Origin of the sequence: Roseateles asaccharophilus, from assembly GCF_031458115.1 — a bacterium.
Taxonomy (GTDB): Bacteria; Pseudomonadota; Gammaproteobacteria; order Burkholderiales; family Burkholderiaceae_C; genus Pelomonas; species Pelomonas asaccharophilus_A.
Map to the genome: position 1 here is coordinate 100949 of NZ_JAVDXV010000011.1, position 23402 is coordinate 124350.

The window sequence follows — 23402 nt, forward strand, 5'->3', positions numbered from 1 at the left end:
ACCCACCGCTCCTGAACGGCCCATGCGGATCATCATCGCTAGCACGCTGATTGCACTGACCATGGCCAGCGGCGCCAACGCCGCCGAGCCCCAGACGCCCACTACCGACCTGCCCGGCAGCGCCGACCACCCCGTCATCAGCCGCTTTGCCGGCAGCACGCTGGTGGGCTACGGCCAGACGGACTGGGCCGCGACCGAGTTGCCCGGTGCCGGCGGCATGTCCAAGACCGACCGCCGCAAGTTCGCCGACCCGGTGCAGGCCGAAGGCCGGCTGACCCGCCTCTTCTATGTCGGCCCGGCAGGCAAGACACCGCTGGAGATCTTCCGCAACCAGCAGCAGGCGCTGGCGGCCGCCGGCTTCAAGCCGCGCTTCAGCTGCGAGCTGAAGGCCTGCTACGACGCCTACTTCACGCTGGACAAGGGCGCGCGCGGCAAGAGCATGGACTGGGTCAAGGGCGACCTCGTTGGCGTGAAAGGCAGCTACAAGGGCAGCCGCTGGCCGCTGCCCATGGGCCTGAGCGCCGATGAAGGCCGCATGCTGGCCGGCACGCTGACGCGCGGCGGCACGGCGTTGGAGATCCTGGTCTACACCTCGCTGGCCCAGAACGAGTACACCGACCGCGCCGCCAGCTACATCGAGATCGTCGAACCCAAGGCCATGCCCACGGGTCAGGTGACCGTCGACGCCAACGCCATCGCGGCAGGCCTGAAGGCCGAGGGCCGCATCGCGCTGACCGGCCTGTTCTTCGACACCGGCAAGACGGAGCTGAAGCCCGAGTCCAAGGCCCAGCTGGACGCGATGGCCGAACTGCTGAAGAGCCAGCCGGCGCTGAAGGCCTGTGTCGTGGGCCACACCGACAACGTCGGCAGCTTCGAGGCCAACGAGAAGCTCAGCCTGGCCCGCGCGCAGGCCGTCGTCGCGGCGCTGACGGCGGCGCCGTACAAGGTCGATGGCAAGCGGCTCGCGCCCAAGGGGCTGGCCTCGCTGGCGCCCGTGGCGGGCAATGGCGACGACGCTGGCCGGGCCAGGAACCGGCGCGTGGAGCTGGTGGCGCAGTAGCGTCAGCCGCCCTGCCGCAGCGCCTCACGCTGTTCAGCGAGGACCACCTGCGGCTGCGCGATGGGCGCCCCGTCAGGCCCGAAGAACGGATTGGCGCGATAGCTGCCACTGAGCCGGCGCCAGAGCAGCCCACCCAGATGACCCGCCAGCGCCGCGGCGAAGGTCAGCACCGCATTCTTCTCGGGCCGGCCATTGGCAGCTTGCGTGTTGACCCGCATGCGCACGGGTCCGAAAACGTCGGCGCGCCGGGCTTCGTCGGCCTCCAGGCAGCTGTGCACCAGGCCCAGGTGAGACTCGCGAGGGTCACGCGGCGTGCTGCCCATGGGCGACCGGCAGCAGCTCGCATACCAGCGCAGCAAGCCCTTGTCCGACAGCGACATGCAGGCCAGACGGTCCTGCCCCTGGGTGAACGACACATCGCTTGGCCGCACCGCGAGGATCTCGGTGCCGTTCATCGCATCCAGCATGCCCGGCGGCGGGCCCAGATAGCGCGCGAAGGCCTGGCAATCGCGGCAGTAGCAGACCAGGCGCAGCGCGGCGTCAGGCCGCGCCACGTGGCCACGGACGGTGCCGCAGCGGCAGGAGATGGGATGCGATTTCATGCGGCGATGCTAGGCGGGGCCAGGCCTTGCCTTGTCAGCAGGCCACTCAGCTCTGACTCGAGAACTGATCGCCCAGATAGCCGATGACGCGCTCGTCACGGAAGTAGTTGGTGTGATGCGTGGTCGGGCCCACGCCCAGCGCCTCGAACGTGAGGTTGCCGCCCTCGCCGAGGCGGAACATCGAGTCCACATCCACCACGAGGTCGTTGGGGCCGGGGAACACCAGGTCGGCGGCGCCGTACTTCACCTGGTCGCCGATGTTGCTGAAGCGCCGCCAGAACCGCCACATCGGCTGCGTGCTCTCGTCCGGCTGGAAGGCCGCGCCGATGCCGTACATCTTGGGCGTGCTGAGCCAGGGCGCGGCGAACAGCTGCCGCACGTCGTTGTTGTTCTTGGTCAGCTGCTGCGTGGCCAGGCCCGGCACCAGGCCCACCGCCGCATCGACGATGGGCGTGTTACTGCCCAGCTGCAGCACCTTGCCGAAGATCTTGGCCAGCAGCGACACGCCCTCCGCGAAGGGCACGATGCCGGTCGCCTGCCGGCTGAGTGACGACACGGCATCGGCATAGCTGGCGATCATGTCGAGCGCGGCGCGCAGCTTGTCCGGCGCGGCCAAGCTGGTGCCCACCAGCGGCGATGCAACGAAGACCACGCGCTCCACCGGCACGGCACGCAGCCGCATCAGCCAGCCAACGACCAGGCCACCGCGGCTGTGGCAGACCACGTCGATGGGCGCGCTGACATCCTGCAGCGCGGCATGCAGGTCCAGCGCGTTGGACCAGGCCGCCACGGACAGCGTCGGGTGGCCAAAGGCCAGGATGGCGCTGTACTTCTGCTGCCAGCCGGCCAACAGCTTGCGGCCGGCCTCGGTGGCCTGCAACTCGTCGAACCACATCTTCGACTTGCTGAAGGTGCCATGCACCAACAGCAGCACGCGGCCCTTGTCGATGCGGGGCCGGACGTCGTCCACCAAATGGCCGTCCTGCCAACGCTGCATGCGCTGGTCGGGCGTCAGCCAGTCATCAGCGTCGATGAGCTTGTCGGTGACCGCGTTGGCGCCGAAATCGTTGAAGCGAAAGCGCTGCACGACGTCATCCGGCGCCACGCGCATGGACCGGTAGGCGCGCCGCCCCGTGCCGCCGGGTGTCGTGGGCGGCGTGTAGACCCAGCGCAGCAGGCCGTCGTCGTCACGCACCAGCTCGACCTGGGCACGGCCATCGGCATCGCGCGCCGCGGCGCGGCGGCGGCGCTGGCCGATGGGCAGCGTGCTGGCCAGCGTCGGTTCTTCTTCGAGCGCCAGCCGGGCGCTCACATCGGTCCACAGGTTGCTACTGCTCATTGGTGCCCCCTTCGGCCTACGGCCTGTCCCCCCATGGGGGAGCGAGCTTGCTTGGGGCGGCCCGGCGCTGCGCTCATGGCCGCTCCTCCACGATGGGCAAGGGCGTGATGCCGTTCATGCGCGCGGTCACGATGTCCAGCACCGAATGGAAATCGTCGGCCTCGGACAAGGCGTCGATTCCGGCCTCCACCGCCTCGACGAAGCCGCAGTGCTCGGTCAACCGCACCGTCTCTATGGGCACCAGGCGGCGCGCGCGGATCAGCTGCCTGACCTCGCGGTACGGTGCGTTGCCGATGGCCTGCCAGGCATGGCGCTGCAGGCTGGCGGACGAATTGCGATCCGCCGCGCCGGCCATCGCGCCCTGCGCGCCGTCGCTGCTGACGGCGAGATAGTCCGCCTGGAAGCTGTTATGCCGCCAGTAGCCCGGCAGCGCATGGCCGTTGAGCAGGAAGATGACCGGGTAGACGTCGATCAGCTCCAGGCAGGCGGCGAACAGCAGCGCCAGGTCGATGCAGGTGCCGGCCCGTCCGCCCAGGATGGTCGTGGGCGTGCGCAGGCGCTGTGAGTCCAGCTTGCTGCTGTACGACGGCGGCGGGTTGATGTAGCCCAGCCGCCATTCATGCAGCAGCGCGGCCCAGATCGCCTGCACCTGCAGGTCCACCTCGCGCAGCTGTTCCTCGTCGGTGCCGGGCGCGGCCTGGTAGCCCTCGAAGCCGGCGGCCGGGTTGTCGCGCAGCACGCGCACGTAGCGCTGCGCCAGCTCCACCGCGCTGACGACGGCCGGGTCGCGCGGCAGCACGAACGAAGGCAGCCACTGGCCGTCCTTGTCGTTGTCGCGCCACTGGTCCACCGGCAGCAGGCGCAGGCGGTGGCTGTTGCGCGTGAGCACCTGATCGTTGTGGCTGAGCTGGACCATCAAGGTGCTGTTGACGGCCTCCTGCAGCGAGCGCATCAGCGCCGCGGTCAGCGGCACATGCACCTCGCTGCTCAGGTCGAAGCGTGTCTCGTCGGCCACGAAGCGCTTGCTGTAGCGGGCCTGCTCGGCGCCGAGCTGCAGCTCCACATCGACGCTCAGCCAGTCGTCGGGCGCGGCGCTGCCGCGCTCGACGACGATCTGGCGGAACAGCCGCCCGTTGTTGTGCAGCACCGAGTAGTTCAGCTCGGCCTCGGGCACAGTCTGCACGCGCGGCGGCGTGCCGGCGTCGCGCAGCTCGGCCGCCTTGGGCTCGCGGTCGCTGAAGGCCGCTTCGTTCAGCGGCGCGCCCATCCACAGCGTCACGCCGGTGGCGCGCGTGGCATTGGGCTCCTTGCGCGCCCGCAGCCAGGCGCCCTCGAAGGCCAGCGGCAGGTTCCACACGCGCTGGTCGAGCTGGCTGTAGACCAGCTCGAAGAAGAAGTCGGCCAGCTGGTTCTCGATCGCGTCCTGGAAGCCGACGGCCGACAACGCCGCCCGCTCGGCCACGATGAGCGCCGCGGTGCGCGCGGCCGAGTTGTCCAGGCTCACCGACACGAAGTAGGCGCAGTGCTCCCCGCCCGCGCTCAACGCCTCGGCCAGCCGCTGCGCACCGACCACCGCTGCGCCGGCCGCCTCGCCGGCCAGCAGCATGCCGTCGGGCACGCTGGACTCCTTGGCCAGCAGGTCGTCCAGCCGCATGGGGCCGATCTCGGCTTCCACCGTCTCATGGTCAGGCACCAGGTCGCGCAAGGCCTTCAGGCCGGCCAGGTTGTCGAAGCCGCTCAGATGGATGAGGTCGGGCTTGCGCTGCTTCACCACGTCGTGCAGCTGCTGCCAGCTCGGGTCCTTCAGCTCGATCAGCTGGATGTTGCCCAGGGCCTGCTTGAGTCGCTTGATCTCGGCGCTGAAATCCCAGGCCTGGCGCAGGCCGCCGGGCGCGCTCTGAACGTACAGCAGGCTGCGCTTCCTGGGCTTCTTCCATCGCGGCGGTGCGCCGGTCACCACCTCACGCATCACCGTGAAGTGGTGGTTGTCCACCTTGCGATAGCGCCGCGTGGCCTTGGCCAGCAGGTACTCCCAGGGAAACACGCGGCCCTGCCAGCCCTCGTGCTCGGACGTGTACGGCATGCGCACGACGATGCGCGGCGCACGGGCCAGCGCCTCCAGGTCGGCGTCCTTCAGGCCAAAGCCCTTCAGCGTGCGGGTGGCCTGCTCCTCGCGGCTGTTGCTGGCGTCGCTGGAGCCCAGCCAGCGTTCGCGCGCCCGCAGCACATAGGTCCAGCGCATGGCCTCGGTGTCAAGCCGGCACGCGGGCACGTCCTCGGGCTCGCCGCCCAATGCGATGGCCCGGCCCGGAATGACCAACGAGATCCGGGCCAGAACAGGATCGCTACCAGCAGCCTTGGCCATCACACGCCTCCCATTTGAGAGGCGCATCCTATGTCGCGACGCGGCGCTCCCGCGCCACGTCACCTGTTCAGGGTCAGACCAGGCCCAGGCTCTCTTCCACGCCCAGGTGCACGTTCATGCTCTGCACCGCCGCGCCGCTGGCACCCTTGCCGAGGTTGTCCAGGCGGCTCATCAAGAGCACCTGCGTGTCGGACGCGAACACGAACAGGTCCACGCGGTTGGTGTCGTTGCAGGCCTGCACGTCGAAGAAGCCGGTCTCCAGCGTCGCCGCGTCGCGCAGCGGCTTCACATTGATGAAGCGCTCGCCCGCGTAATGCGCGACCAGCGCCGCATGCACGGCCTCCGGCGTCGTGCCGGGCTTGAGCTGGCTCAGATGCAGCGGCACGCTGACGGCCAGGCCCTTGTAGAACGTGCTGACGATGGGCTGGAACACCGGCGGCGTGGCCAGGCCCGTGTGCGCCGCCATCTCCGGCAGGTGCTTGTGCTTGAGCGCCAGGCCATAGGGCCGCGGCGCCTGCAGGTGGGCCGGCAGCGGCTGCTGCTCGTACTCGGCGATCATGCTCTTGCCACCGCCCGAGTAGCCGGTGATGGACGTGGCGCTGATGGCCGCGTCCTGGGGCAGCAGGCCGGCGTCGACCAGCGGGCGCACGGCCAGGATGAAGGCGCTGGAATGGCAACCCGGGTTGGAGATGCGCTTGCTCGCCTGGATGGCGCCGCGCTGGCCGCGGGCCAGTTCGGGCAGGCCGAAGGTCCAGCCCGGCGCCGTGCGGTGGGCGGTGCTGGCGTCGATGAGGCAGGTGCGGTCGTTGTTGACCATGAAGGCCGCTTCGCGCGAGGCCGCGTCGGGCAGGCACAGGAAAGCCACGTCGGCGGCGTTCAGCAGGCGCGAGCGCTCGGCGGGGTCCTTGCGCTTGTCGGCGTCTATCTTCAGGACCTCGATGTCCGTGCGGGCCGCGAGGTACTCGTGAATCCGCAAGCCGGTCGTGCCTTCCTGGCCATCCACAAACACCTTGAACGTCATTGCCGCTGCTCCAACCGCTGAAAATCGAACTGTGCAGGATAAGGGCAAACCATGAAATCAGAGCGCGTATTGCTTCTCCCGGGCTGGCAAAACTCGGGCCCGGACCACTGGCAAAGCCGCTGGGAGCGCCTGCATGGCGACGAACGCGTCGAGCAGCACGACTGGGACTGGCCGCGCCGCGGCGACTGGATGGCCCGGCTGGACGAAGTGCTGCTGCAGGACGACGCCCCGGCCGTGCTGGTGGCGCACTCGCTGGGCTGCCAACTGGTGGCCGCCTGGGCCCAGCACTCCCAGCACACCGATCGCGTGAAAGGCGCCCTGCTGGTGGCTCCGCCCGACACCGAGCGGGAGGACATGCCGCCCCAGCTGCACAACTGGCGCCCGATACGCCGCGCCCGCCTGCCCTTCCCCAGCATCACCGTCATCAGCAGCGACGATCCGTTCGGAGCCGCCGAGCGCAGCACGCAGATGGCGGCGGACTGGGGCAGCAGTGTGGTCATGGCCGGGCCACGGGGTCATCTGAACGCCGATTCGGGGCTGGGGGACTGGCCCGAGGGCCGGGAACTGCTGAAGAGTCTGTGACGGAGAATCCGCCCCCTATGGCGACCAAGAAACCCAAAGGCCTCGGCCTCGGCCTCGAAGCCCTGCTCGGACCCAAAGTCAGCGACACCCCCGCGCCCGTCGAACGCGACGGCACGCCCAGCATGCTGAAGCTGGAGCAACTGCAGGCCGGCAAGTACCAGCCGCGCACGCGCATGGACGAGGGCTCGCTGTACGAGCTGGCCGAGAGCATCAAGGGCCAGGGCATCATGCAGCCGATCCTCGTGCGCCCGATCACGCCGAATGGCGCGGTCAGCTACGAGATCATTGCCGGCGAACGACGCTTCCGTGCGGCAAGGCTTGCCGGCCTGCGCGAGGTGCCGGTGCTGGTGAAGGCCGTGCCGGACGAATCGGCGGCCGCGATGGCGCTGATCGAGAACATCCAGCGCGAGGACCTGAACCCGCTGGAAGAGGCGCAGGGCCTGAAGCGCCTGACCGACGAGTTCGGCCTGACGCACGAGCAGGCCGCGCAAGCCGTGGGCCGCTCGCGCAGTGCCGCCAGCAACCTGCTGCGCCTGCTGAACCTGGCCGCGCCGGTGCAGAACATGCTGATGGCCGGCGACCTGGACATGGGCCATGCCCGCGCGCTGCTGCCGCTGGACGGCGCCGTTCAGATCACGACGGCCAGCGAGATCGCCGCCAAGAAGCTGAGCGTGCGCGAGGCCGAGAAGCTGGTCGCCAAGACGCAGGGCGCGGCCCGCCAGGCGCCGCTGCTGCGCGTGAAGGGTGACAAGAGCCGCGACGTCCTCCGGCTTGAGGAGGAGCTCGCCGACGCGCTGGGCGCCACCGTCGAGGTGCGCGTGAAGAAGCGCAGCAAGCGCGGCGGCCAGAGCGGCGAGCTGGCCATCCACTTCGACTCGCTGGACGCCCTGTCCGGCATCCTCGACAAGCTGCGCGCCGGTTGAGGCCGGGCCGCCGCGCAATGCGGCGGCGTCTGACAAGGCAGCCCTCGGCGCTGGCCCAACACTAGGGTCGTTCCCGCACTGCACAGTTCTTCACGAAAGGGCCTGTCGGGGCCGCGCCACAAGGCCCCCATGTTCGTGTGGTTTGCCCTGTCGGTGCCAGGTCTTGCCCCCACCACGGGCGTATGCTGGATCGCACCCTGTCAACGAAATCACAACGTCGATTGTTGGAGGGCGGACAGCGGCTTATTCTTGAGATTGAGGAATGGGCGGCGACAGCAAGCTGAGGCTGTCGACCCGAATGGAGAGTTCTGATGACGCCTTGCAGTTGAGGCGCGATCAGAACCCCCCAGCTGACCAGGGCACGGATCGTGCTCGCGGCCCTGTGGAGTTCACACCGCAGGAGAGCCGCATGGACGTCATCAGCCACTACGCCGCACGCTACGAGCGCAGCAAGGTCGAGGAACTCACGCTGGAGGAGTACCTCGCCGAGTGCAAGCGAAACCCCCTCGCCTACGCCACCGCCGCCGAGCGCATGCTGCAGGCCATCGGTGAGCCGCAGATGCTGGACACGCGCAACGATCCGCGCCTGAGCCGCATCTTCGCGAACAAGACCATCAAGATCTATCCGGCCTTCGCGGAGTTCTATGGCCTGGAAGAAGCCATCGAGCAGGTGGTGTCGTATTTCAGACATGCTGCGCAGGGGCTGGAGGAAAAGAAACAGATCCTCTATCTGCTGGGCCCCGTGGGCGGTGGCAAGAGCTCCATCGCCGAGCGGCTGAAGCAGCTGATGGAACACGTGCCCTTCTACTCGCTGGCCGGCTCGCCGGTGAACGAGTCGCCGCTGGGGCTGTTCGACCCGGTCGAGGACGGCCCGCTGCTGGAGCGCGACTTCGGCATCCCGCGCCGCTACCTGAACCGCATCCTGTCGCCCTGGGCCGTGAAGCGGCTGGACGAATTCGGCGGCGACATCCGCAAGTTCAAGGTCGTCAAGCGCTATCCCAGCGTGCTCAAGCAGATCGGCGTGGCCAAGACCGAGCCGGGCGACGAGAACAACCAGGACATCAGCTCGCTGGTGGGCAAGGTCGACATCCGCAAGCTCGAGACCTATGCGCAGGACGACCCCGACGCCTACAGCTACAGCGGCGGCCTGTGCCTGGCCAACCAGGGCCTGCTGGAATTCGTGGAAATGTTCAAGGCGCCCATCAAGGTGCTGCACCCGCTGCTGACGGCCACGCAGGAGGGCAACTACAAGGGCACCGAGGGCTTCGGGGCCATCCCCTTCGACGGCATCGTGCTGGCGCACAGCAACGAGAGCGAGTGGAAGACCTTCCGCAACAACAAGAACAACGAGGCCTTCCTCGACCGCGTCTACATCGTCAAGGTGCCGTACTGCCTGCGCGTCAGCGAGGAGATCAAGATCTACGAGAAGCTGATCCGCGGCTCGTCGCTGGCCGAGGCCAAGTGCGCGCCGGGCACGCTGAAGATGATGAGCCAGTTCGCGGTGCTGACGCGGCTGAAGGAGCCCGAGAACTCGTCGCTGTATTCCAAGATGCAGATCTACGACGGCGAGAACCTGAAGGACACCGACCCGCGCGCCAAGAGCTACCAGGAGTACCGCGACTACGCCGGCGTGGACGAAGGCATGAGCGGCATCTCCACGCGCTTCGCGTACAAGATCCTGTCCAAGGTCTTCAACTTCGACTCCGCGGAAGTGGCGGCCAACCCCGTTCACCTGATGTACGTGCTGGAGCAGCAGATCGAGCGCGAGCAGTTCCCCAAGGAGACTGAGGAGAAGTTCGTCGGCTACATCAAGGAGCAGCTGTCGCCTCGCTATGCCGAGTTCATCGGCAAGGAGATCCAGACCGCCTACCTGGAGAGCTACAGCGAGTACGGCCAGAACATCTTCGACCGCTACGTGACCTATGCCGACTACTGGATCCAGGACCAGGAGTACCGCGACACCGACACCGGCGAGGTCTTCGACCGCGCGGCGCTGAACGCCGAGCTGGAGAAGATCGAGAAGCCGGCCGGCATCTCCAACCCCAAGGACTTCCGCAACGAGATCGTCAACTTCGTGCTGCGGGCGCGCGCCAACAACGCGGGCAAGAACCCGCTGTGGACCAGCTACGAGAAGCTGCGCACCGTCATCGAGAAGAAGATGTTCTCCAACACCGAGGAGCTGCTGCCCGTCATCAGCTTCAACGCCAAGGCCAGTGCTGACGAAGCCAAGAAGCACGAGAACTTCGTGCAGCGCATGGTCGACAAGGGCTACACGGCCAAGCAGGTGCGGCTGTTGTGCGAGTGGTATCTGAGGGTTCGCAAGTCCAGCTGAACAAGGCGGTGAGGCATGTCCCTCCAGCAGATCATTGATCGACGCCTTTCGGGCAAGAACAAGTCCATCGGCAACCGTGAGCGTTTCCTGCGCCGCCACAAGGACCAGATCCGCGAGGCGGTGAAGCGCGCGGTGGACGGCCGCGGCATCCGCGACATGGAGCGGGGCGAGGACGTGCACATCCCGAAGAAGGACTTGAACGAGCCCGTCTTCGGCCATGGCGACGGCGGCGTGCGCGAGGTCGTGCGGCCCGGCAACCAGGAGTACGTGAAGGGCGACCGCGTGCCCAAGCCCAAGGGTGGGCAGGGTGGCGGCGGCGGTGGCGGCGAGGCCAGCGACCAGGGCGAGGGTGAGGACGACTTCGTCTTCCACCTCAGCAAGGAAGAGTTCATGCAGGTCTTCTTCGATGACCTGGCCTTGCCCAACCTGGCCCGCACCACGCTGGCCGACACGCCCGAGTGGAAGAGCCACCGCGCCGGCTTCGTGTCCGACGGCACGCCCACCAACCTGCACGTGGTGCGCTCCATGCGCGGCGCCCTGGGCCGGCGCATTGCGCTGGGCATGGACAAGCGCCGCGAGCTGCATGAGCTGGAGGCCCGCGAGCAGGAACTGCTGAAGGAAGACCGCCCCGAGACGCCGCGCCTGCTGGCCGAGACGCGCGAGCGCATCGCCCACCTGCGCACGCGGCTGGAGGCCATTCCCTTCCTGGACCCCATCGACCTGCGCTTTCGCTCCCGCGTGCGCGTGCCGGTGCCCACCACGCGCGCCGTCATGTTCTGCCTGATGGACGTGTCCGGCTCCATGGACGAAGGCCGCAAGGACCTCGCCAAGCGCTTCTTCATCCTGCTGTACCTGTTCCTCACGCGGCACTACGAGAAGATCGACGTCGTCTTCATCCGCCACCACACGCAGGCGCAGGAGGTGGACGAGCAGAACTTCTTCCATGCCACCGAGACCGGCGGCACGGTGGTGTCGTCGGCGCTGGTGCTGATGGAGCAGATCATCCGCGAGCGCTACTCGCCCACCGAGTGGAACATCTACGGCGCCCAGGCCAGCGACGGCGACAACTGGCACCACGACAGCGGCCGCTGCCGCGAGATCCTGGCCGACAAGATCCTGCCGCTGTGCCGCTACTTCGCCTATGTGCAGGTGGCCGAGCCCGAGCAGAACCTGTGGGAGGAATACCAGAAGCTCAGCGAGGACGCCCGCCACTTCGCGATGCGCAAGGCAGTCGAGGCGTCGGAGATCTATCCGGTGTTCCGTGACCTGTTCAAGAAGGAAGGGGCCACCGCATGAGCAGCCGCGAAGACCGCCGCCACCACGAGCGCCCGGCCTCACCACCACCCGGCGTGGCCGAGCGCCGCCAGCGCCAGCCGCTGCGGCAGATGCGCCCGTTGCTGGAGCGGCCCAGCCAACCGCTGCCGTCGCCCAACGACTGGACCTTCGAGCTCATCGAGGAGTACCACGCCGTCATCAAGCAGACGGCCGAGCGCTACGGCCTGGACACCTATGCCAACCAGCTGGAGGTCATCACCGCCGAGCAGATGATGGACGCCTATGCGTCGGTGGGCATGCCGGTGAACTACCGCCACTGGAGCTACGGCAAGGAGTTCATCGCCACCGAGCGCAGCTACAAGCGCGGCCAGATGGGGCTGGCCTACGAGATCGTCATCAACTCCGACCCCTGCATCGCCTACCTGATGGAAGAGAACACGATGGCCATGCAGGCCCTCGTGATCGCCCACGCGAGCTATGGGCACAACTCGTTCTTCAAGGGCAACTACCTGTTCCGCATGTGGACGGATGCCTCGTCCATCATCGACTACCTGGTCTACGCGAAGAACTATGTCGCCGACTGCGAGGAGCGCCACGGGCTGGACGCCGTCGAGAGCCTGCTGGACAGCTGCCACGCGCTGATGAACCACGGCGTGGACCGCTACCGCCGGCCGGCCAAGCTGTCACTCGCCGAGGAGCGCGCGCGGCTGAAGGACCGCGAGCACCACGCGCAGATGCAGATCAACGACCTGTGGCGCACGCTGCCCAAGAAGCCCGACCGCCCCGACGAAGCAGCCGAGAGCCGCCGCTTCCCCGACGAGCCGCAGGAGAACCTGCTGTACTTCATCGAGAAGAACGCGCCGCTGCTGGAGCCCTGGCAGCGCGAGATCGTGCGCATCGTGCGCAAGATCGCACAGTACTTCTACCCGCAGCGCCAGACCCAGGTCATGAACGAGGGCTGGGCCACCTTCTGGCACCACCGGCTGCTCAACCAGATGTACGACGACGGCTACCTGTCGGACGGCATGATGATCGAGTGGCTGAAGTCGCACACCAACGTCGTGTACCAGCACCCGGGCGCCAACCTGAACCCCTATGCGCTGGGTTTCGCGATGTACACCGACATCAAGCGCATCTGCGAGAACCCCACGCCCGAAGACCGCGACTGGTTCCCCGACATCGCCGGCAGCGACTGGCTGCCCACGCTGGACCACGCGATGCGCAACTTCAAGGACGAGAGCTTCATCGGCCAGTACCTGAGCCCGAAGATCATGCGCGACTTCCGGCTGTTCTCCATCCTCGACGACGAGGCCAAGAGCGAGTACGAGATCTCCGCCATCCACGACGAAGGCGGCTACCGCCACCTGCGCCAGGCGCTGTCACGGCAATACGACCTGTCTACGCGCGAGCCCAACATCCAGGTCTGGAACGTCAACCTGCGCGGCGACCGGTCGCTGACGCTGCGCCACCAGCAGCATCTGAACCGCCCGCTGCACGACAGCGCGCAGGAAGTGCTGAAGCACGTGGGCCGGCTGTGGGGCTTCGGCGTCAACCTGGAAAGCGTCAACGGCCGAGGCGACGTGACCAAGCGCTGGAACGTGCCAGCGCAACATTGACCCCTCGCCCAGTCCTGCGCCGCTGAACGCGGGCTGGCCTGGTCCGTCCCCCGAGGGGACGACGATGCCCGCGGCATTGAGCCGCGAGCACATCGCCCTAGCGGGCCGGCTTGGGGCGGCCCGGCGCTCGGCCCCATGAGTGCCGTCAGCCGCCGGTGCCCCAGCCGCCCCAGTTCATGTGCGGCGGCGACGGCTCCAGCGGCTTGACCGGGTAGCGTGAGAGACCGGGGTAAAGCCGGCTCCACACCAGCGCCACCGCCACCAGCGCCAACACGCCGGGCAGCACCGTCGTGAACAGCACCGCCCAGTTCGCGTGCACATGCACCATCAGGATGGGGTTCGCGCCCGCTGGTGGGTGCACGCAGCGCGCCACCAGCATGAAGGCCAGGCCCAGCACCTGGGCCAGCACATAGGCCATGGGCACATCGCCCAGCGCCTGGTAGCAGGCGATGCCAATCAGCGCGCCGCCCAGGTGCCCGCCCAGCAGCGCGCGTGGTTGCGCGGCCGGTGCACGCGTCAGGCCGAACAGGAACACGGCCGAGCCACCCAGCGATGCCAGCAAGAAGGGCGACGTCCGCGGCCCCGCCACGTAGAGCGCCAGCGCGATGCCACAGCCCGCACCCAGCAGGCACCAAAGCAACCGCACCAGGGGCCGGGCCAGCCAATCGGCCAGCGGCGGGGTGGCATCGGCCGATTTCGGATTGAAGAAGCGATCCAGCAGCAAAGCCAGCCTCCGCGCGCGCCATCGCGCACCGGAGGATTTGCAACGGCCGTGCCAGCGCTCAGGCCACGCCTGCCCGCCGCGTCAACTGGCGAAAGGCAAGCACGCTGGACACCAGCAGCAAGGCCAGCCCGGTGGTCGCCTCGGCCCAGATGGTCAGGTTGGCCATCAGCGTGTGCTGCGAGCACAGGCCCAACGAGTAGTGCAGCAGGCCGTCCAGGCCCAGAGCGCCGTAGACACCCAGCACCAGCAAGGCCGGCGCCCGCAGGCCCAGCCGGTTCAGCACCCACGCGATCAGGCCCACGCCGGTGACCGCGAACCAGAACAACCAGACCTTGCCCGGTGTCAGCCAGGCCGGCATGCCGGGATAGAAGGCGATGTACTGCGCGTTGTGGCCGAAGTGGGCGAGGCTGGCGATGAAGTAGGCGGCGGTCAGCCCGAGCAAGAGGTGATGAGCCCGCATGCTATTTCTCGCTCACAACGGTGACGTCCGCCCTGCCGAAGTAGTTCTGGATGGTGACCGCCTTGTTCTTGTCGCCGACCTTGTACATGAACATGACGCTGCCGCCCGAGTCGTCCACCTTCGCCGTGGCGGGCAGCCTGGCCTTGTAGTACGCCCTCATGTCCTGCGGCTTTACGTTGGAGACGTAGCGCATCGTCGCGACGGGAATCTCCTTCACATCGGCCACCTCCTTCTTCGCGGCGTCCGGGTGCACAGGAATGCCGTAGAACTCTTCCGCATGGGCACCGGCATGTGCCAGCAGGACCAACGCCGTCAGCAGGATTCGCTTCATCGGATGGGGCCGCAATGAGGATGCGGCAGTGTCCGATCAAATGACCGGCCGTCTCACCGAACGGGAAAAGGCACCTCCCCCATCAACCGCTCGATCAAGGCCGGCCGACCCGAGGGCGTGAGCTTCAGCTCGCGCGTTTCGGGCGCTCGCCGCAGCCAGCCCTTCTCCACCATCGCCTCCAGCCACGCGACCGCCAGCGGCCCCGCGAAATGGTCGCGGCGCTCGGACCAATCCACGCAGTCGTAGAGCACCCGCCCCGTCTGGGCAAAGCCTGGGGGCATCAGCCCGGACAACGCATCGCGACCAGCGACGCTGACCTCGTAGCGCCCATCCGGCGCCGCCGTCACCCAGCCCTTGGCCAGCAGCGCCTCGCGCCACTGCACGCCCAGCTCGCCGGCCAAGTGGCCATAGCAGCTGCGCGCACGGCGCAGCCCGCGCATCTCGGGCTTCTGCCAGCGGCGCACATCCGCCGCGGGTTCCGCGTCCCGACCATCGGCCACGCGCAGCAGCGCCTCCAGCGCATGCGCCACATCGCCATCCGCCAGGCCGAAGTAGCGGTGCCTGCCCTGCTGGCGCACGCGGGCCAGGCCTTCGTCGACCAGCAGCTTCAGGTGCGCCGACATCGTGGGCGCCGTGACGCCCGCATGCGCGGCCAGCTCACCCGCCGTGTGCAGCCGGCCGTCCAGCAGCCGCGCCAGCACGCGCGCCCGCGTGGGGTCGGCGATCGCGGCGGCGACGCGGGCGAGGCGTGGTTCGTTCATCTCGGCACCTGCTTGCGCTCGTTCAAGCCATAGTCGCGCACGACCTCGGCCACCCGCAGCCGATAGTCGGCGAACAGGCCACCGCGCCCCGCCGCCTGGGCCTCGCGGTGCCGCTCCATCTCGCGCCAGCCGCGCACGGCGGCTTCATCGCGCCAGAAGGACAGCGACAGCAGCTTGTCGGGTTGCGTCAGGCTCTGGAAGCGCTCTACGGAGATGAAGCCGTCCATCTGCTCCAGCAGCGGCTTCAAGGCCGCGGCGTGGTCGAGGTAGGCGGCGCGGCCCTCGGCCGTGGGTTGCACTTCGAAGATGACGGCGATCATGGCCGCACATCCTCACAGAAAGTCCGCTCCTCGCGGACGATGAAGCGCTCCCGCTGCGCAAACTCGAAGTTCGCCCGCGCCTCCGGGTCGGCCTTCAGCCGCGCGCGGTACGCCTCGTAGTCCGCCAGCGAATCGAAGCCCACCAGTCCCCAGGCCTCGTAGTTCGTACCCTCGTGGGGCAGCCAGTAGCCCAGCAGCCGCCCGCCCAGGCGCGGGATGATGCGGCCCCAGTTCTGGGCATAGGTGCGGAAGGCCTCGCGCTGGAACGCGTCCAGCTCGTAGCGGATGAAGCAGGTGATGGCGGGCATGGGAGCTCCTTGATGTCGAGCCCCCACTTTGCGGCGCCAGCCCCTCCCGATGCTTAGGCGCGCAACGAAGCGTCGCGCTACAGCCGAAACGTCGCGACCACCTCGGACAGTTGCCGCGCCTGGTTCTTCAGGCTCTCGGCGGCGGCCGCGGACTGCTCGACGAGGGCCGCGTTCTGCTGCGTCATCTCGTCCAGCACCGACACGGCGCTGCCCAGCGCGCCGAAGCCGCGGCTCTGCTCGCCGGACGCGGTGCTGATCTCGCCCACGATGTCGCTGACGCGCTGCACCGACGCGACGATGTCGCCCATGGTCTCGCCCGCCTGCTGCACCTGGCGGCTGCCGCCCTCGACGCGGTCGACGGACGCGCCGATCAGCGCCTTGATCTCCTTGGCCGCGCCGGCGCTGCGCTGCGCCAGGCTGCGCACTTCGGAGGCAACGACGGCGAAGCCCCGCCCCTGCTCGCCCGCGCGCGCGGCCTCGACGGCCGCGTTCAGCGCGAGGATGTTGGTCTGGAACGCGATGCTGTCGATGACGCCGGTGATGTCGGCGATCTGGCGCGAGGCCTGGTTGATCTGCGCCATCGTCTGCACGACCTGGCCCACCATCTCGCCGCCACGGTGCGCCACCGTCGCCGCCGACGAGGCCAGCTCACGCGCCTGCAAGGCCGCATCGGTGCTGTGGCGCACGGTGGCGTTCAGCTCGTCCATCGACGCGGCGGTCTGCTGCAGGTTGGAGGCCGTCTGCTCGGTGCGCTGGCTCAGGTCAAGGTTGCCGGTGGCCACCTCGTCGCTGGCGACATGGATGCTGTCGGCGCTCTGCCGCACCTGGTCCACCACGGCGCGCAGCGACTGCTGCATGTCGCTCAGCGAGCGCATGAAGGCCGCCACCTCGTCGTGGCCGCGCACCTCGATGTCCGTGGAGAGGTCGCCCTGCGCGATGGCGTGCGAGAACTGCATCGCCTTCTTCAGCGGCTGCACGATGGAACGCGTCAACGTGAACATCAGCACGCCGACCGCGGCCACCAGCGCCGCCAGCACCGCGATGCGCACCACCGAATGCAGCGCCTCCGAGCGCTGGCTGGCCTCGCGGCTCTCGGCGACCTGGGCATAGGTGTCGTCCACCCACTTGTTGAACACGGTTCGCGCGTTGTCCAGGTCGGCCTGCGCCTGGCCCGCATAGGCGAACGCGGCGGAGGCGTCCATCTTGGCGTCCACCACCTGCTGCAGGATGTCTTCCAGCGGCTTCACATGCGCGTCGAAACCCGCGGCGGCCGGCGCCAGGGCCTGCACACGCTCGGGCGTGGACATCACGCTCTTCAGCAGGTCACGGGTCTGCGCGACGGTCTTCTTCCATTGCGCATGGTGTTCGCCGGCCTCATTGGCGTTGCTGCCATTGAGCATCACCGACTGCTCCAGCCGCTGCACGCGCTCCAGTGAGGCCAGGATGTTGGTGGTCTCACGCGCCGTGCCGGCCTGCGTGTCCAGCAGCTGGCTGGCGTTGGCCTGGGCCGCGCGCAAGCTGATCTCCGACCAGGCCCCCATCGCGATGATGATCGCGCACAACAGCAGTGCACTGCCCAGCAGGCGCTGGCGGATGGTGAGGTTGCGCAGGAAGCTCATGGGTTCCACTCTCTCTTGTGCGTCGCCACGCCGACGGTGGCGGTGGCGGTGGACGTCGTCGTCCGCGGGGATCACCCGCGAACCAACGAGATCCAGTGTGAGGCAGCGGCCCGGCCGCCGCCACGCACGTGGCCACGAGAAATGTGAAACCTGCCCGCACTGCGCCGGGGGCGATGGCGGGTTACGGCGCTTTCACAACGGCGCCACCGGGATGCACAGCTCGCAATCGAACACGCCGGTGCGGAAGTCGAACTTCGCCGCCGGTCCGTAGTGCTCGAAGCAAGGGCGCGCGTCCAGCTGCAGGCCGCTGGACGGCAGCCAGCGGCCCATCATGGCCTGCCAGGCCGAACCGATGTCGGCGGCCGTGCCCTCGAAGTCAAGCGCGGCATAGCGGCCGCCAGGCAGCTCGGTCACCAGCGCACCACCGTTGGGCACCCAGTCGGGCGGCACCACCACGCCGCAGTCGTAGCGGCACTGCTCGGGCGGCACCAGGCTGGGGTCGTCGTGGCCGATGCCGAAGCGCGAGACGGCGCCCAGGTTCTGCGTGGCCAGCCATGGGTTGAAGGTCTCGGCCCAGAAGCGGCCCAGCGCCGGGCCATAGGCGCCCTGGTAGCGCAGATAGCCCATGCGGACGGGTGGGCGGTCGATGAGGCGGACGTTCACGGGATCTCCTTCGTCGGGGTTGCGGGAGAAGCCATCCTCGTCCTCACGCCATGCGCCGCCCTGATCCAGATTGCTATCCGCCTGATCGAGATTGCGCCACTGCGTGGGCGGCAATCCGAAGTGCTGCTTGAACGCCCGCGTGAACGCCTCCGCCGAGCCATAGCCCACGCTGAGCGCAATGCTCAGCACCGTCGAGTCCGGCTGGCCGCGCAGCCGCTGCGCGGCCTTCTCCAGCCGTCGCCGCGCCAGGTAGCCGCCCAGCGTCTGGCCCGTCCAGGCCAGGAACAGCCGGTGGAAGTGGAAGGGCGAGAAGTGCGCCACCGCGGCCAGCGCCTCCAGGTCCAGCGGCTGGTCCAGGTGCCGGTCGATGTGGGCCTGCACGCGGTGCATGCGGGCCTCGTACTGGCGCCGGCTGGGATTCGAGGTGTTCAAGCCCAGGCCTTCACGAGCCGACGCATTGCCTCGGCATGCACGGCGGACAAATCGTCGGTCGACGCGCGCGAGTCCGACTGCAGCGCCACTACCACCCAGGGCGAGCGCCCGCCGGGCGGGAACACCAGCGCCACGTCGTTGACCGCACCACGAGAGCCGGTGCCGGTCTTGTCGATGACGCGCCAGCCGTCGGGTGCGCCGGCCCGCAGCCGCTTCAGCCCCGTGCGCGAGGCCTGCAGATCGGCCCACAAGCGCGCCTGGCTGGCACGCGACAGGCCGCCGTCCAACAGCAGACGCCGCAGCGTCTTCGCCAGCGCGCGCGGCGTGCTGGTGTCGCGGGCGTCGCCGGGCGCGTTCTCGTTCAATTCGGTCTCGAAGCGGTCCAGCCGCGTGACGGCGTCGCCCTGCTCGCGCAGCCAGGCGGTCAGGCCGGCGGGCCCATCGCCGCAATGGCGCAGCAGCACGTTGGCGCAGGGGTTGTCGCTCTCGATGACGATGCCCGCGCACAGCTCGGCCAGCGTCGCGCGGCCGCGCGGCAGGAAGCGGTCGAAGGCCGGTGAATGCGGCACGCGATCGGCGGCCTGGATGGCGACCTCGTCGTTCCAGCCCCAGCGCCCGTTGTCCACGCCATGCGCCACGCGTGCGGCCAGCAGGCTCTTGAACGTGGACGCCATCGCGAAGCGCTCGTCGGCGCGGTGGGCCAGCGTGCGGCCGCTGCCAGTGTCGATGGCGAAGAAGCCCAGCCGGCCCTGCACGCGACGCTCCAGTGCGGCGAGATCCATGGTCGAGGCGGCGAAGGAGGCCAGCGGCGCAAGGCCCAGGCTGGCGAGGGAAGCGAGGACGGGTCGGCGTTGCATGCGCCCCATTCTGGCGCCGCCCCGACCAGGGCGCGTTACGGCGCTGGCCGGCTCTTCAGGAAGCCATTCACGTCCAGCCAGTTCAGGAACAGCGGGAACCAGCCGTTGGCCGTGTTGCCGGGATAGCCCAGGCCGAAGCCGTGGCCACCGTTCTGGAACAGGTGGAACTCGACCGGCCGCCCGGCATCGAACCAGGACTTGACGACACCGAACTGGCCACGGAACAGGAAGTCGTCGGCGGCGATGACGTTGAACATCGGCGGCGCATCCTTGGGCACGCTGACCGGGCCCATGCCGCCATAGATCGGGCCGATGAAGGCGAGCTTCATGGTCTTGGAGTTCAGCGTGCTGTGCATCGTCAGGCCGGCGCCGGCCGAGAAGCCCATCATGCCCAGCCGCTTGGTATCCACGCCCCACTCCTTGGCGCGCGCATGGATCAGCGCATAGGCCGCCTCGGCGTCGGCCAGCTGGTTGGACAGGTCGGGCACCAGTGAGCGCGGGTTGCCATCACTGGAACCCGCCGCCGCGAACATGCGGTCCATCGACTGCTTGAAGCCGTCCAGCGATTCGGGGGTGGGCTGCAGACGGTACTTGAGCACGAAGGCGGCGATGCCCTTGTCGGCCAGCGCCTGGGCAACCGCCCAGCCCTCGTGATTGAGCGCCAGCCAGCGAAACCCCCCACCCGGGGCGACGAGGACCGCCGCGCCATTGCCCTTGCCTGGCGCGGGCAGGAAGGGTGTCAGCGTGGCCGCCGTGATGTTGCGCGCCATCGGCTGACCCCATTGGCGGAACCAGCTTTCGGAGGCGGGCTGGTTCTCGACACCGCCGGTGCCCAGGGGAATGGCGCGGGGCTCGGCGGGGGCAGCAAGCGGGTAGATGGTGCCGTCCTGGGCGTGGGCCAAGGCGGCGGCGGCCGCCATCAGGCAGGCGAGAAGGGTCGAGCGCAGGGAGTGCATGGGCATGTCTCTGGATGGGGTGGTGAACGGGGAGAGGTCGTGCTCAGCGTGGCAGCAGCACCTGGCGGACCAGCGAGAAACTGGCGCTTTCGGCCGGTGCGCCGGTGTCCGGCTGACCGCCTCCCACGCTCAGGCGGTAGCTGCCCGGCATGACCTGGCGCACGCCGTCACGGTCGACGAAGCTCAGGTCGCGCGCGTCCAGCCGCCAGATCACCTCCCGGCGTTCGCCCGCCTTCAGGTGCAGGCGCTTGAAGCCACGCAGCGCCAGGCGCGGGCCGCCCTCGAAGCGCGGCGGCGCCAGGTAGAGCTGCGCCACCTCGTCGCCATCGCGAATGCTGGTATTGGTGATCGCCGTGCGAACGACCAGGCCAAGCGCCTTGCCGTCATCCTGCACCTCGATGCGGGGCGCCTCGTAGCGGAAGGTGGAATAGCTCAGCCCGTGACCGAACGGATAGACCACCGGCTTGTCGAAGAAGCGGTAGGTGCGACCGGCCATTCGATAGTCGTCGAACGGCGGCAGCTCGTCCGCGCTGCGGTAGAAGGTCACCGGCAGCCGCCCGGCCGGATTGGCCGCGCCGGCCAGCACCTGGGCGATGGCCTGGCCACCGCCCTCGCCCGGATACCAGGCCTGCAGCACGGCTGCGGCGTTCGCATGCGACCAAGACAGGTCGATGGCGCTGCCACTGAGGTTCACCACCACGACCGGCTTGCCCAGCTGCGACACGGCCTGCAGGTAGCGCCGCTGGTCGGCGGGCAGGTCCAGCGTGGTGCGATCGCCGCCGGTGAAGCCGTCGATCTTCACGGGCATCTCCTCGCCTTCGAGGTCGGAGGTCAGGCCCACGACGGCCACGATGACATCCGCGTCCTTCGCGCCGGCCCGCAGGTCCACGAGCGGCTGGCGCGACACGCGCTTCCAGATCATGCCCGCCGGCGCACCCACGCCGGATTCAGCCTCGAGCCGCAGCGCATAGCGCTCGCCCTGCTTCAGGTCCACCTGCACAAGGGTCACCGGCTCGGCCCAGCGCGTCGCCTTCTTTGCCAGCACCACGTCGCGGGCGTCGATGCGCACCTGGCCCTTCAGGCCCGACAGGCCCAGCCGGTAGCTGCCGGTCTCGGGCGCGACGAAGGCACCTGTCCACACGGTGCGCACCACGGTGCCGACCTCGGTGAAATCCTGAGCCCGCGATTCGATCTGCGCGACGGTGTGGCTGCCCACGGCCTTTGCGTCGAAGCGGCGCTTGCCGATGTCGGTGGGCGAACCCGCCTGCAGCTTGAAATAGCTGGCGCGCAGGCCGGCGCTGCCGTCGGGTGCGACGAAAACCTCCCGCGGCACGGGGTCGCCGTCGGTGATCGACGGACCGAACGGCACGAGCTTCACCTGGGCCGGCGAGAACTGGCGACCCAGGCCCTCGAAGACCGTCCGCGTCGGTCCCGTCTGGCCGGACGAATAGTTGCCGCGCATCACCCGCCGCGCGTTCCCCAGCGGCCCGACAACGGCGATCCGCGTCGAAGCCTTCAGCGGCAGCGTGCCGTCATTCTTCAGCAGCACCAGGCTCTCCACCGCCGAGCGCAGCGCGAGCGTGCGGTGCTCAGCCGAGTTGATGACCTCGCCGCCGGGAAAACGCCGCTCAGGGAGGCCCGGCAGGTCGCCGGCGCGGATTCGCGCTGAGAACAACCGAACCAGCGCCGTGTCGATGTCGGCCTGGCGGATGTAGCCGCGCTGCAGCGCCTGCTTGTAGCGCTCGCCAAGGCCAGGCGTGTGGGACAGCGTGGCGCCGTTGCACTCGTTGTCCACGCCCGACTTCAGTGCCACCGCAGCGCCGGCCGCGGCGTCGGGGGCGTACTTGTGGTGGGCATGGATGTCGACGACGGCATCGCAATCCGACACCACATAGCCCGTGAACTTCCAGTCCTCGCGAAGCGTCTTCACCAGCAGGCTGTGGCTGGCGCAGGCCGGCTCGCCATTGAGGCGGTTGTAGGCGCACATGATGGAGCCCGCCTGCGCATCCACCATGGCCGCGCGGAAGGCGGGGAGGTAGGTGTCTTCGAGGTCCTGGGCGGAGACCCACACGTCCACGGAATGCCGGGTCGACTCCGGCCCGCTGTGCACGGCGAAATGCTTCGGGCTTGCGATCACCAGCGGACGCGCCGCATCCGGCCCCTGCATGCCGCGAACGAAGGACTTGCCGAGCTCAGCGGTCAGGAAGGGGTCTTCGCCATAGGTCTCCTGACCCCGGCCCCAGCGCGGGTCGCGGAAGATGTTGATGTTGGGCGACCAGGTGTTCAGCGCGCCGCCGATGCGATTGGGGTTGGGCTTGTGTCGCCCGAGCGCATAGACCGCCTGCACCTCGGTGCTGATGGCGGCAGCCACGTCCTGCATCATCGCGCTGTTGAAGCTTGCCGCGAGGCCGACGGGCTGAGGGAAGTTCGTGGTGGCGCCTGGACCGAAGGCACCGTGCAGCGATTCGGTCCACCAGTTGTAAGCCGGGATGCCCAGCCGCGGAATCGCTGGTGCTCCGTTGAGCAGTTGCTCGACCTTCTCGTCGAGCGTGAGCTTCGCGACGATCTGGCGCGCCTGGTCCTCGCCGGCATCGGCAGCGGCAGCCAGACCGGCGAACGCCAGGCCCCAGGCCAGGCAGGCTGCGGACAGTGTCTTCATGGGTCTCCACCACGGTTTTTTCTCCATTGTTATTGGTAGCGCAATCAACGCATCAGGGAAACCGACAGGAGTTGAGCCGCGCCAGGTCGGAACTCGATCACTTATTTCGTCGAGTCGATGCCAATACGTGCATCACTCTCTGTGATTTCCCTGGGGAAGGTGCACCTCAGCCTCGGTTCACTGGGGCCGGGACGACA

Annotated in this window: 21 protein-coding genes; 6 read left to right on the forward strand and 15 right to left on the reverse strand. The window is 68.5% G+C overall.

From position 1 onward, the window contains the following. Positions 1–22: 22 nt before the first annotated feature. On the forward strand, positions 23–1060 hold the full coding sequence (locus tag J2X21_RS24400) for a DUF4892 domain-containing protein (protein ID WP_310332738.1): 1038 nt from the start codon (positions 23–25) through the stop codon (positions 1058–1060). A 2-nt stretch (positions 1061–1062) separates the two neighbouring features. On the opposite strand, the gene J2X21_RS24405 is transcribed toward J2X21_RS24400, so the two are convergent. The 4 genes from J2X21_RS24405 to argC form a co-directional block, all read right to left on the reverse strand. Continuing rightward, positions 1063–1662 (reverse strand): DUF6151 family protein, encoded by a 600-nt coding sequence (locus J2X21_RS24405; protein WP_310332739.1) that lies wholly within the window; start codon positions 1660–1662, stop codon positions 1063–1065. Between the two features lie 46 nt (positions 1663–1708). Then, entirely contained in the window at positions 1709–3001 is a 1293-nt protein-coding gene (locus J2X21_RS24410) for an esterase/lipase family protein (RefSeq protein ID WP_310332740.1), read from the reverse strand. Positions 3002–3074: 73 nt separating this feature from the next. Continuing rightward, positions 3075–5366, reverse strand: coding sequence for a hypothetical protein (locus J2X21_RS24415; RefSeq protein ID WP_310332741.1), 2292 nt, complete (start codon positions 5364–5366; stop codon positions 3075–3077). Between the two features lie 73 nt (positions 5367–5439). After that, on the reverse strand, positions 5440–6387 hold the full coding sequence (argC, locus tag J2X21_RS24420) for an N-acetyl-gamma-glutamyl-phosphate reductase (protein WP_310332742.1): 948 nt from the start codon (positions 6385–6387) through the stop codon (positions 5440–5442). Between the two features lie 51 nt (positions 6388–6438). On the opposite strand from argC, the gene J2X21_RS24425 reads away from it, so the two are divergent. The 5 genes from J2X21_RS24425 (at position 6439) to J2X21_RS24445 (ending at position 13115) form a co-directional block, all read left to right on the forward strand. After that, positions 6439–6969, forward strand: coding sequence for an RBBP9/YdeN family alpha/beta hydrolase (locus J2X21_RS24425; RefSeq protein WP_310332743.1), 531 nt, complete (start codon positions 6439–6441; stop codon positions 6967–6969). A 17-nt stretch (positions 6970–6986) separates the two neighbouring features. Next, positions 6987–7892 carry a ParB/RepB/Spo0J family partition protein gene (locus J2X21_RS24430; RefSeq protein WP_310332744.1) on the forward strand — a complete coding sequence of 302 codons (906 nt, stop codon included), beginning with the start codon at positions 6987–6989 and terminating at the stop codon, positions 7890–7892. 409 nt (positions 7893–8301) lie between these two features. Then, on the forward strand, positions 8302–10224 hold the full coding sequence (locus tag J2X21_RS24435) for a PrkA family serine protein kinase (protein WP_310332745.1): 1923 nt from the start codon (positions 8302–8304) through the stop codon (positions 10222–10224). 15 nt (positions 10225–10239) lie between these two features. Beyond that, positions 10240–11520 carry a YeaH/YhbH family protein gene (locus J2X21_RS24440; protein ID WP_310332746.1) on the forward strand — a complete coding sequence of 427 codons (1281 nt, stop codon included), beginning with the start codon at positions 10240–10242 and terminating at the stop codon, positions 11518–11520. Then, on the forward strand, positions 11517–13115 hold the full coding sequence (locus J2X21_RS24445) for a SpoVR family protein (RefSeq protein ID WP_404667322.1): 1599 nt from the start codon (positions 11517–11519) through the stop codon (positions 13113–13115). Before J2X21_RS24440 ends, J2X21_RS24445 begins: the two co-directional genes overlap by 4 nt. A 145-nt stretch (positions 13116–13260) precedes the next feature. Here J2X21_RS24445 and J2X21_RS24450 read toward each other — a convergent pair whose 3' ends face one another. The 11 genes from J2X21_RS24450 to J2X21_RS24500 form a co-directional block, all read right to left on the reverse strand. Then, positions 13261–13839, reverse strand: coding sequence for an HPP family protein (locus tag J2X21_RS24450; protein WP_310332747.1), 579 nt, complete (start codon positions 13837–13839; stop codon positions 13261–13263). A gap of 58 nt (positions 13840–13897) precedes the next feature. Then, positions 13898–14299 (reverse strand): hypothetical protein, encoded by a 402-nt coding sequence (locus J2X21_RS24455; RefSeq protein ID WP_310332748.1) that lies wholly within the window; start codon positions 14297–14299, stop codon positions 13898–13900. A gap of 1 nt (position 14300) precedes the next feature. Continuing rightward, positions 14301–14630 carry a hypothetical protein gene (locus J2X21_RS24460; protein WP_310332749.1) on the reverse strand — a complete coding sequence of 110 codons (330 nt, stop codon included), beginning with the start codon at positions 14628–14630 and terminating at the stop codon, positions 14301–14303. Positions 14631–14683: 53 nt separating this feature from the next. After that, positions 14684–15391: an ArsR/SmtB family transcription factor gene (locus J2X21_RS24465; protein WP_310332750.1), complete on the reverse strand. Its 708-nt coding sequence runs from the start codon at positions 15389–15391 to the stop codon at positions 14684–14686. Further along, positions 15388–15711, reverse strand: a complete 324-nt coding sequence (locus tag J2X21_RS24470; protein WP_310332751.1) for an antibiotic biosynthesis monooxygenase family protein — start codon at positions 15709–15711, stop codon at positions 15388–15390. Before J2X21_RS24470 ends, J2X21_RS24465 begins: the two co-directional genes overlap by 4 nt. Further along, entirely contained in the window at positions 15708–16019 is a 312-nt protein-coding gene (locus J2X21_RS24475; protein ID WP_310332752.1) for an NIPSNAP family protein, read from the reverse strand. Before J2X21_RS24475 ends, J2X21_RS24470 begins: the two co-directional genes overlap by 4 nt. Positions 16020–16096: 77 nt before the next feature. After that, positions 16097–17638: a methyl-accepting chemotaxis protein gene (locus tag J2X21_RS24480; protein ID WP_310332753.1), complete on the reverse strand. Its 1542-nt coding sequence runs from the start codon at positions 17636–17638 to the stop codon at positions 16097–16099. A gap of 192 nt (positions 17639–17830) precedes the next feature. Next, on the reverse strand, positions 17831–18733 hold the full coding sequence (locus tag J2X21_RS24485; RefSeq protein WP_310332754.1) for an AraC family transcriptional regulator: 903 nt from the start codon (positions 18731–18733) through the stop codon (positions 17831–17833). Beyond that, positions 18730–19590, reverse strand: a complete 861-nt coding sequence (gene bla / locus J2X21_RS24490) for a class A beta-lactamase (RefSeq protein ID WP_310332755.1) — start codon at positions 19588–19590, stop codon at positions 18730–18732. The genes J2X21_RS24485 and bla overlap by 4 nt, the downstream gene beginning before the upstream one ends. Before the next feature lie 35 nt (positions 19591–19625). After that, on the reverse strand, positions 19626–20546 hold the full coding sequence (locus tag J2X21_RS24495; protein WP_310332756.1) for an alpha/beta hydrolase: 921 nt from the start codon (positions 20544–20546) through the stop codon (positions 19626–19628). A 43-nt stretch (positions 20547–20589) separates the two neighbouring features. Then, the gene (locus J2X21_RS24500) at positions 20590–23205 is read right to left on the reverse strand and encodes a glycoside hydrolase family 3 C-terminal domain-containing protein (protein ID WP_310332757.1); all 2616 of its coding nucleotides are present in this window, start codon (positions 23203–23205) and stop codon (positions 20590–20592) included. Positions 23206–23402 lie beyond the last annotated feature (197 nt).

Coding starts and splice junctions, on each gene's coding strand:
- J2X21_RS24400 (WP_310332738.1), top strand. CDS start 23: ATGCGGATCATCATCGCTAGCACGCTGATTGCACTGACCATGGCCAGC.
- J2X21_RS24405 (WP_310332739.1), bottom strand. CDS start 1,662: ATGAAATCGCATCCCATCTCCTGCCGCTGCGGCACCGTCCGTGGCCAC.
- J2X21_RS24410 (WP_310332740.1), bottom strand. CDS start 3,001: ATGAGCAGTAGCAACCTGTGGACCGATGTGAGCGCCCGGCTGGCGCTC.
- J2X21_RS24415 (WP_310332741.1), bottom strand. CDS start 5,366: ATGGCCAAGGCTGCTGGTAGCGATCCTGTTCTGGCCCGGATCTCGTTG.
- argC (WP_310332742.1), bottom strand. CDS start 6,387: ATGACGTTCAAGGTGTTTGTGGATGGCCAGGAAGGCACGACCGGCTTG.
- J2X21_RS24425 (WP_310332743.1), top strand. CDS start 6,439: ATGAAATCAGAGCGCGTATTGCTTCTCCCGGGCTGGCAAAACTCGGGC.
- J2X21_RS24430 (WP_310332744.1), top strand. CDS start 6,987: ATGGCGACCAAGAAACCCAAAGGCCTCGGCCTCGGCCTCGAAGCCCTG.
- J2X21_RS24435 (WP_310332745.1), top strand. CDS start 8,302: ATGGACGTCATCAGCCACTACGCCGCACGCTACGAGCGCAGCAAGGTC.
- J2X21_RS24440 (WP_310332746.1), top strand. CDS start 10,240: ATGTCCCTCCAGCAGATCATTGATCGACGCCTTTCGGGCAAGAACAAG.
- J2X21_RS24445 (WP_404667322.1), top strand. CDS start 11,517: ATGAGCAGCCGCGAAGACCGCCGCCACCACGAGCGCCCGGCCTCACCA.
- J2X21_RS24455 (WP_310332748.1), bottom strand. CDS start 14,299: ATGCGGGCTCATCACCTCTTGCTCGGGCTGACCGCCGCCTACTTCATC.
- J2X21_RS24460 (WP_310332749.1), bottom strand. CDS start 14,630: ATGAAGCGAATCCTGCTGACGGCGTTGGTCCTGCTGGCACATGCCGGT.
- J2X21_RS24465 (WP_310332750.1), bottom strand. CDS start 15,391: ATGAACGAACCACGCCTCGCCCGCGTCGCCGCCGCGATCGCCGACCCC.
- J2X21_RS24470 (WP_310332751.1), bottom strand. CDS start 15,711: ATGATCGCCGTCATCTTCGAAGTGCAACCCACGGCCGAGGGCCGCGCC.
- J2X21_RS24475 (WP_310332752.1), bottom strand. CDS start 16,019: ATGCCCGCCATCACCTGCTTCATCCGCTACGAGCTGGACGCGTTCCAG.
- J2X21_RS24480 (WP_310332753.1), bottom strand. CDS start 17,638: ATGAGCTTCCTGCGCAACCTCACCATCCGCCAGCGCCTGCTGGGCAGT.
- bla (WP_310332755.1), bottom strand. CDS start 19,590: ATGCAACGCCGACCCGTCCTCGCTTCCCTCGCCAGCCTGGGCCTTGCG.
- J2X21_RS24495 (WP_310332756.1), bottom strand. CDS start 20,546: ATGCACTCCCTGCGCTCGACCCTTCTCGCCTGCCTGATGGCGGCCGCC.
- J2X21_RS24500 (WP_310332757.1), bottom strand. CDS start 23,205: ATGAAGACACTGTCCGCAGCCTGCCTGGCCTGGGGCCTGGCGTTCGCC.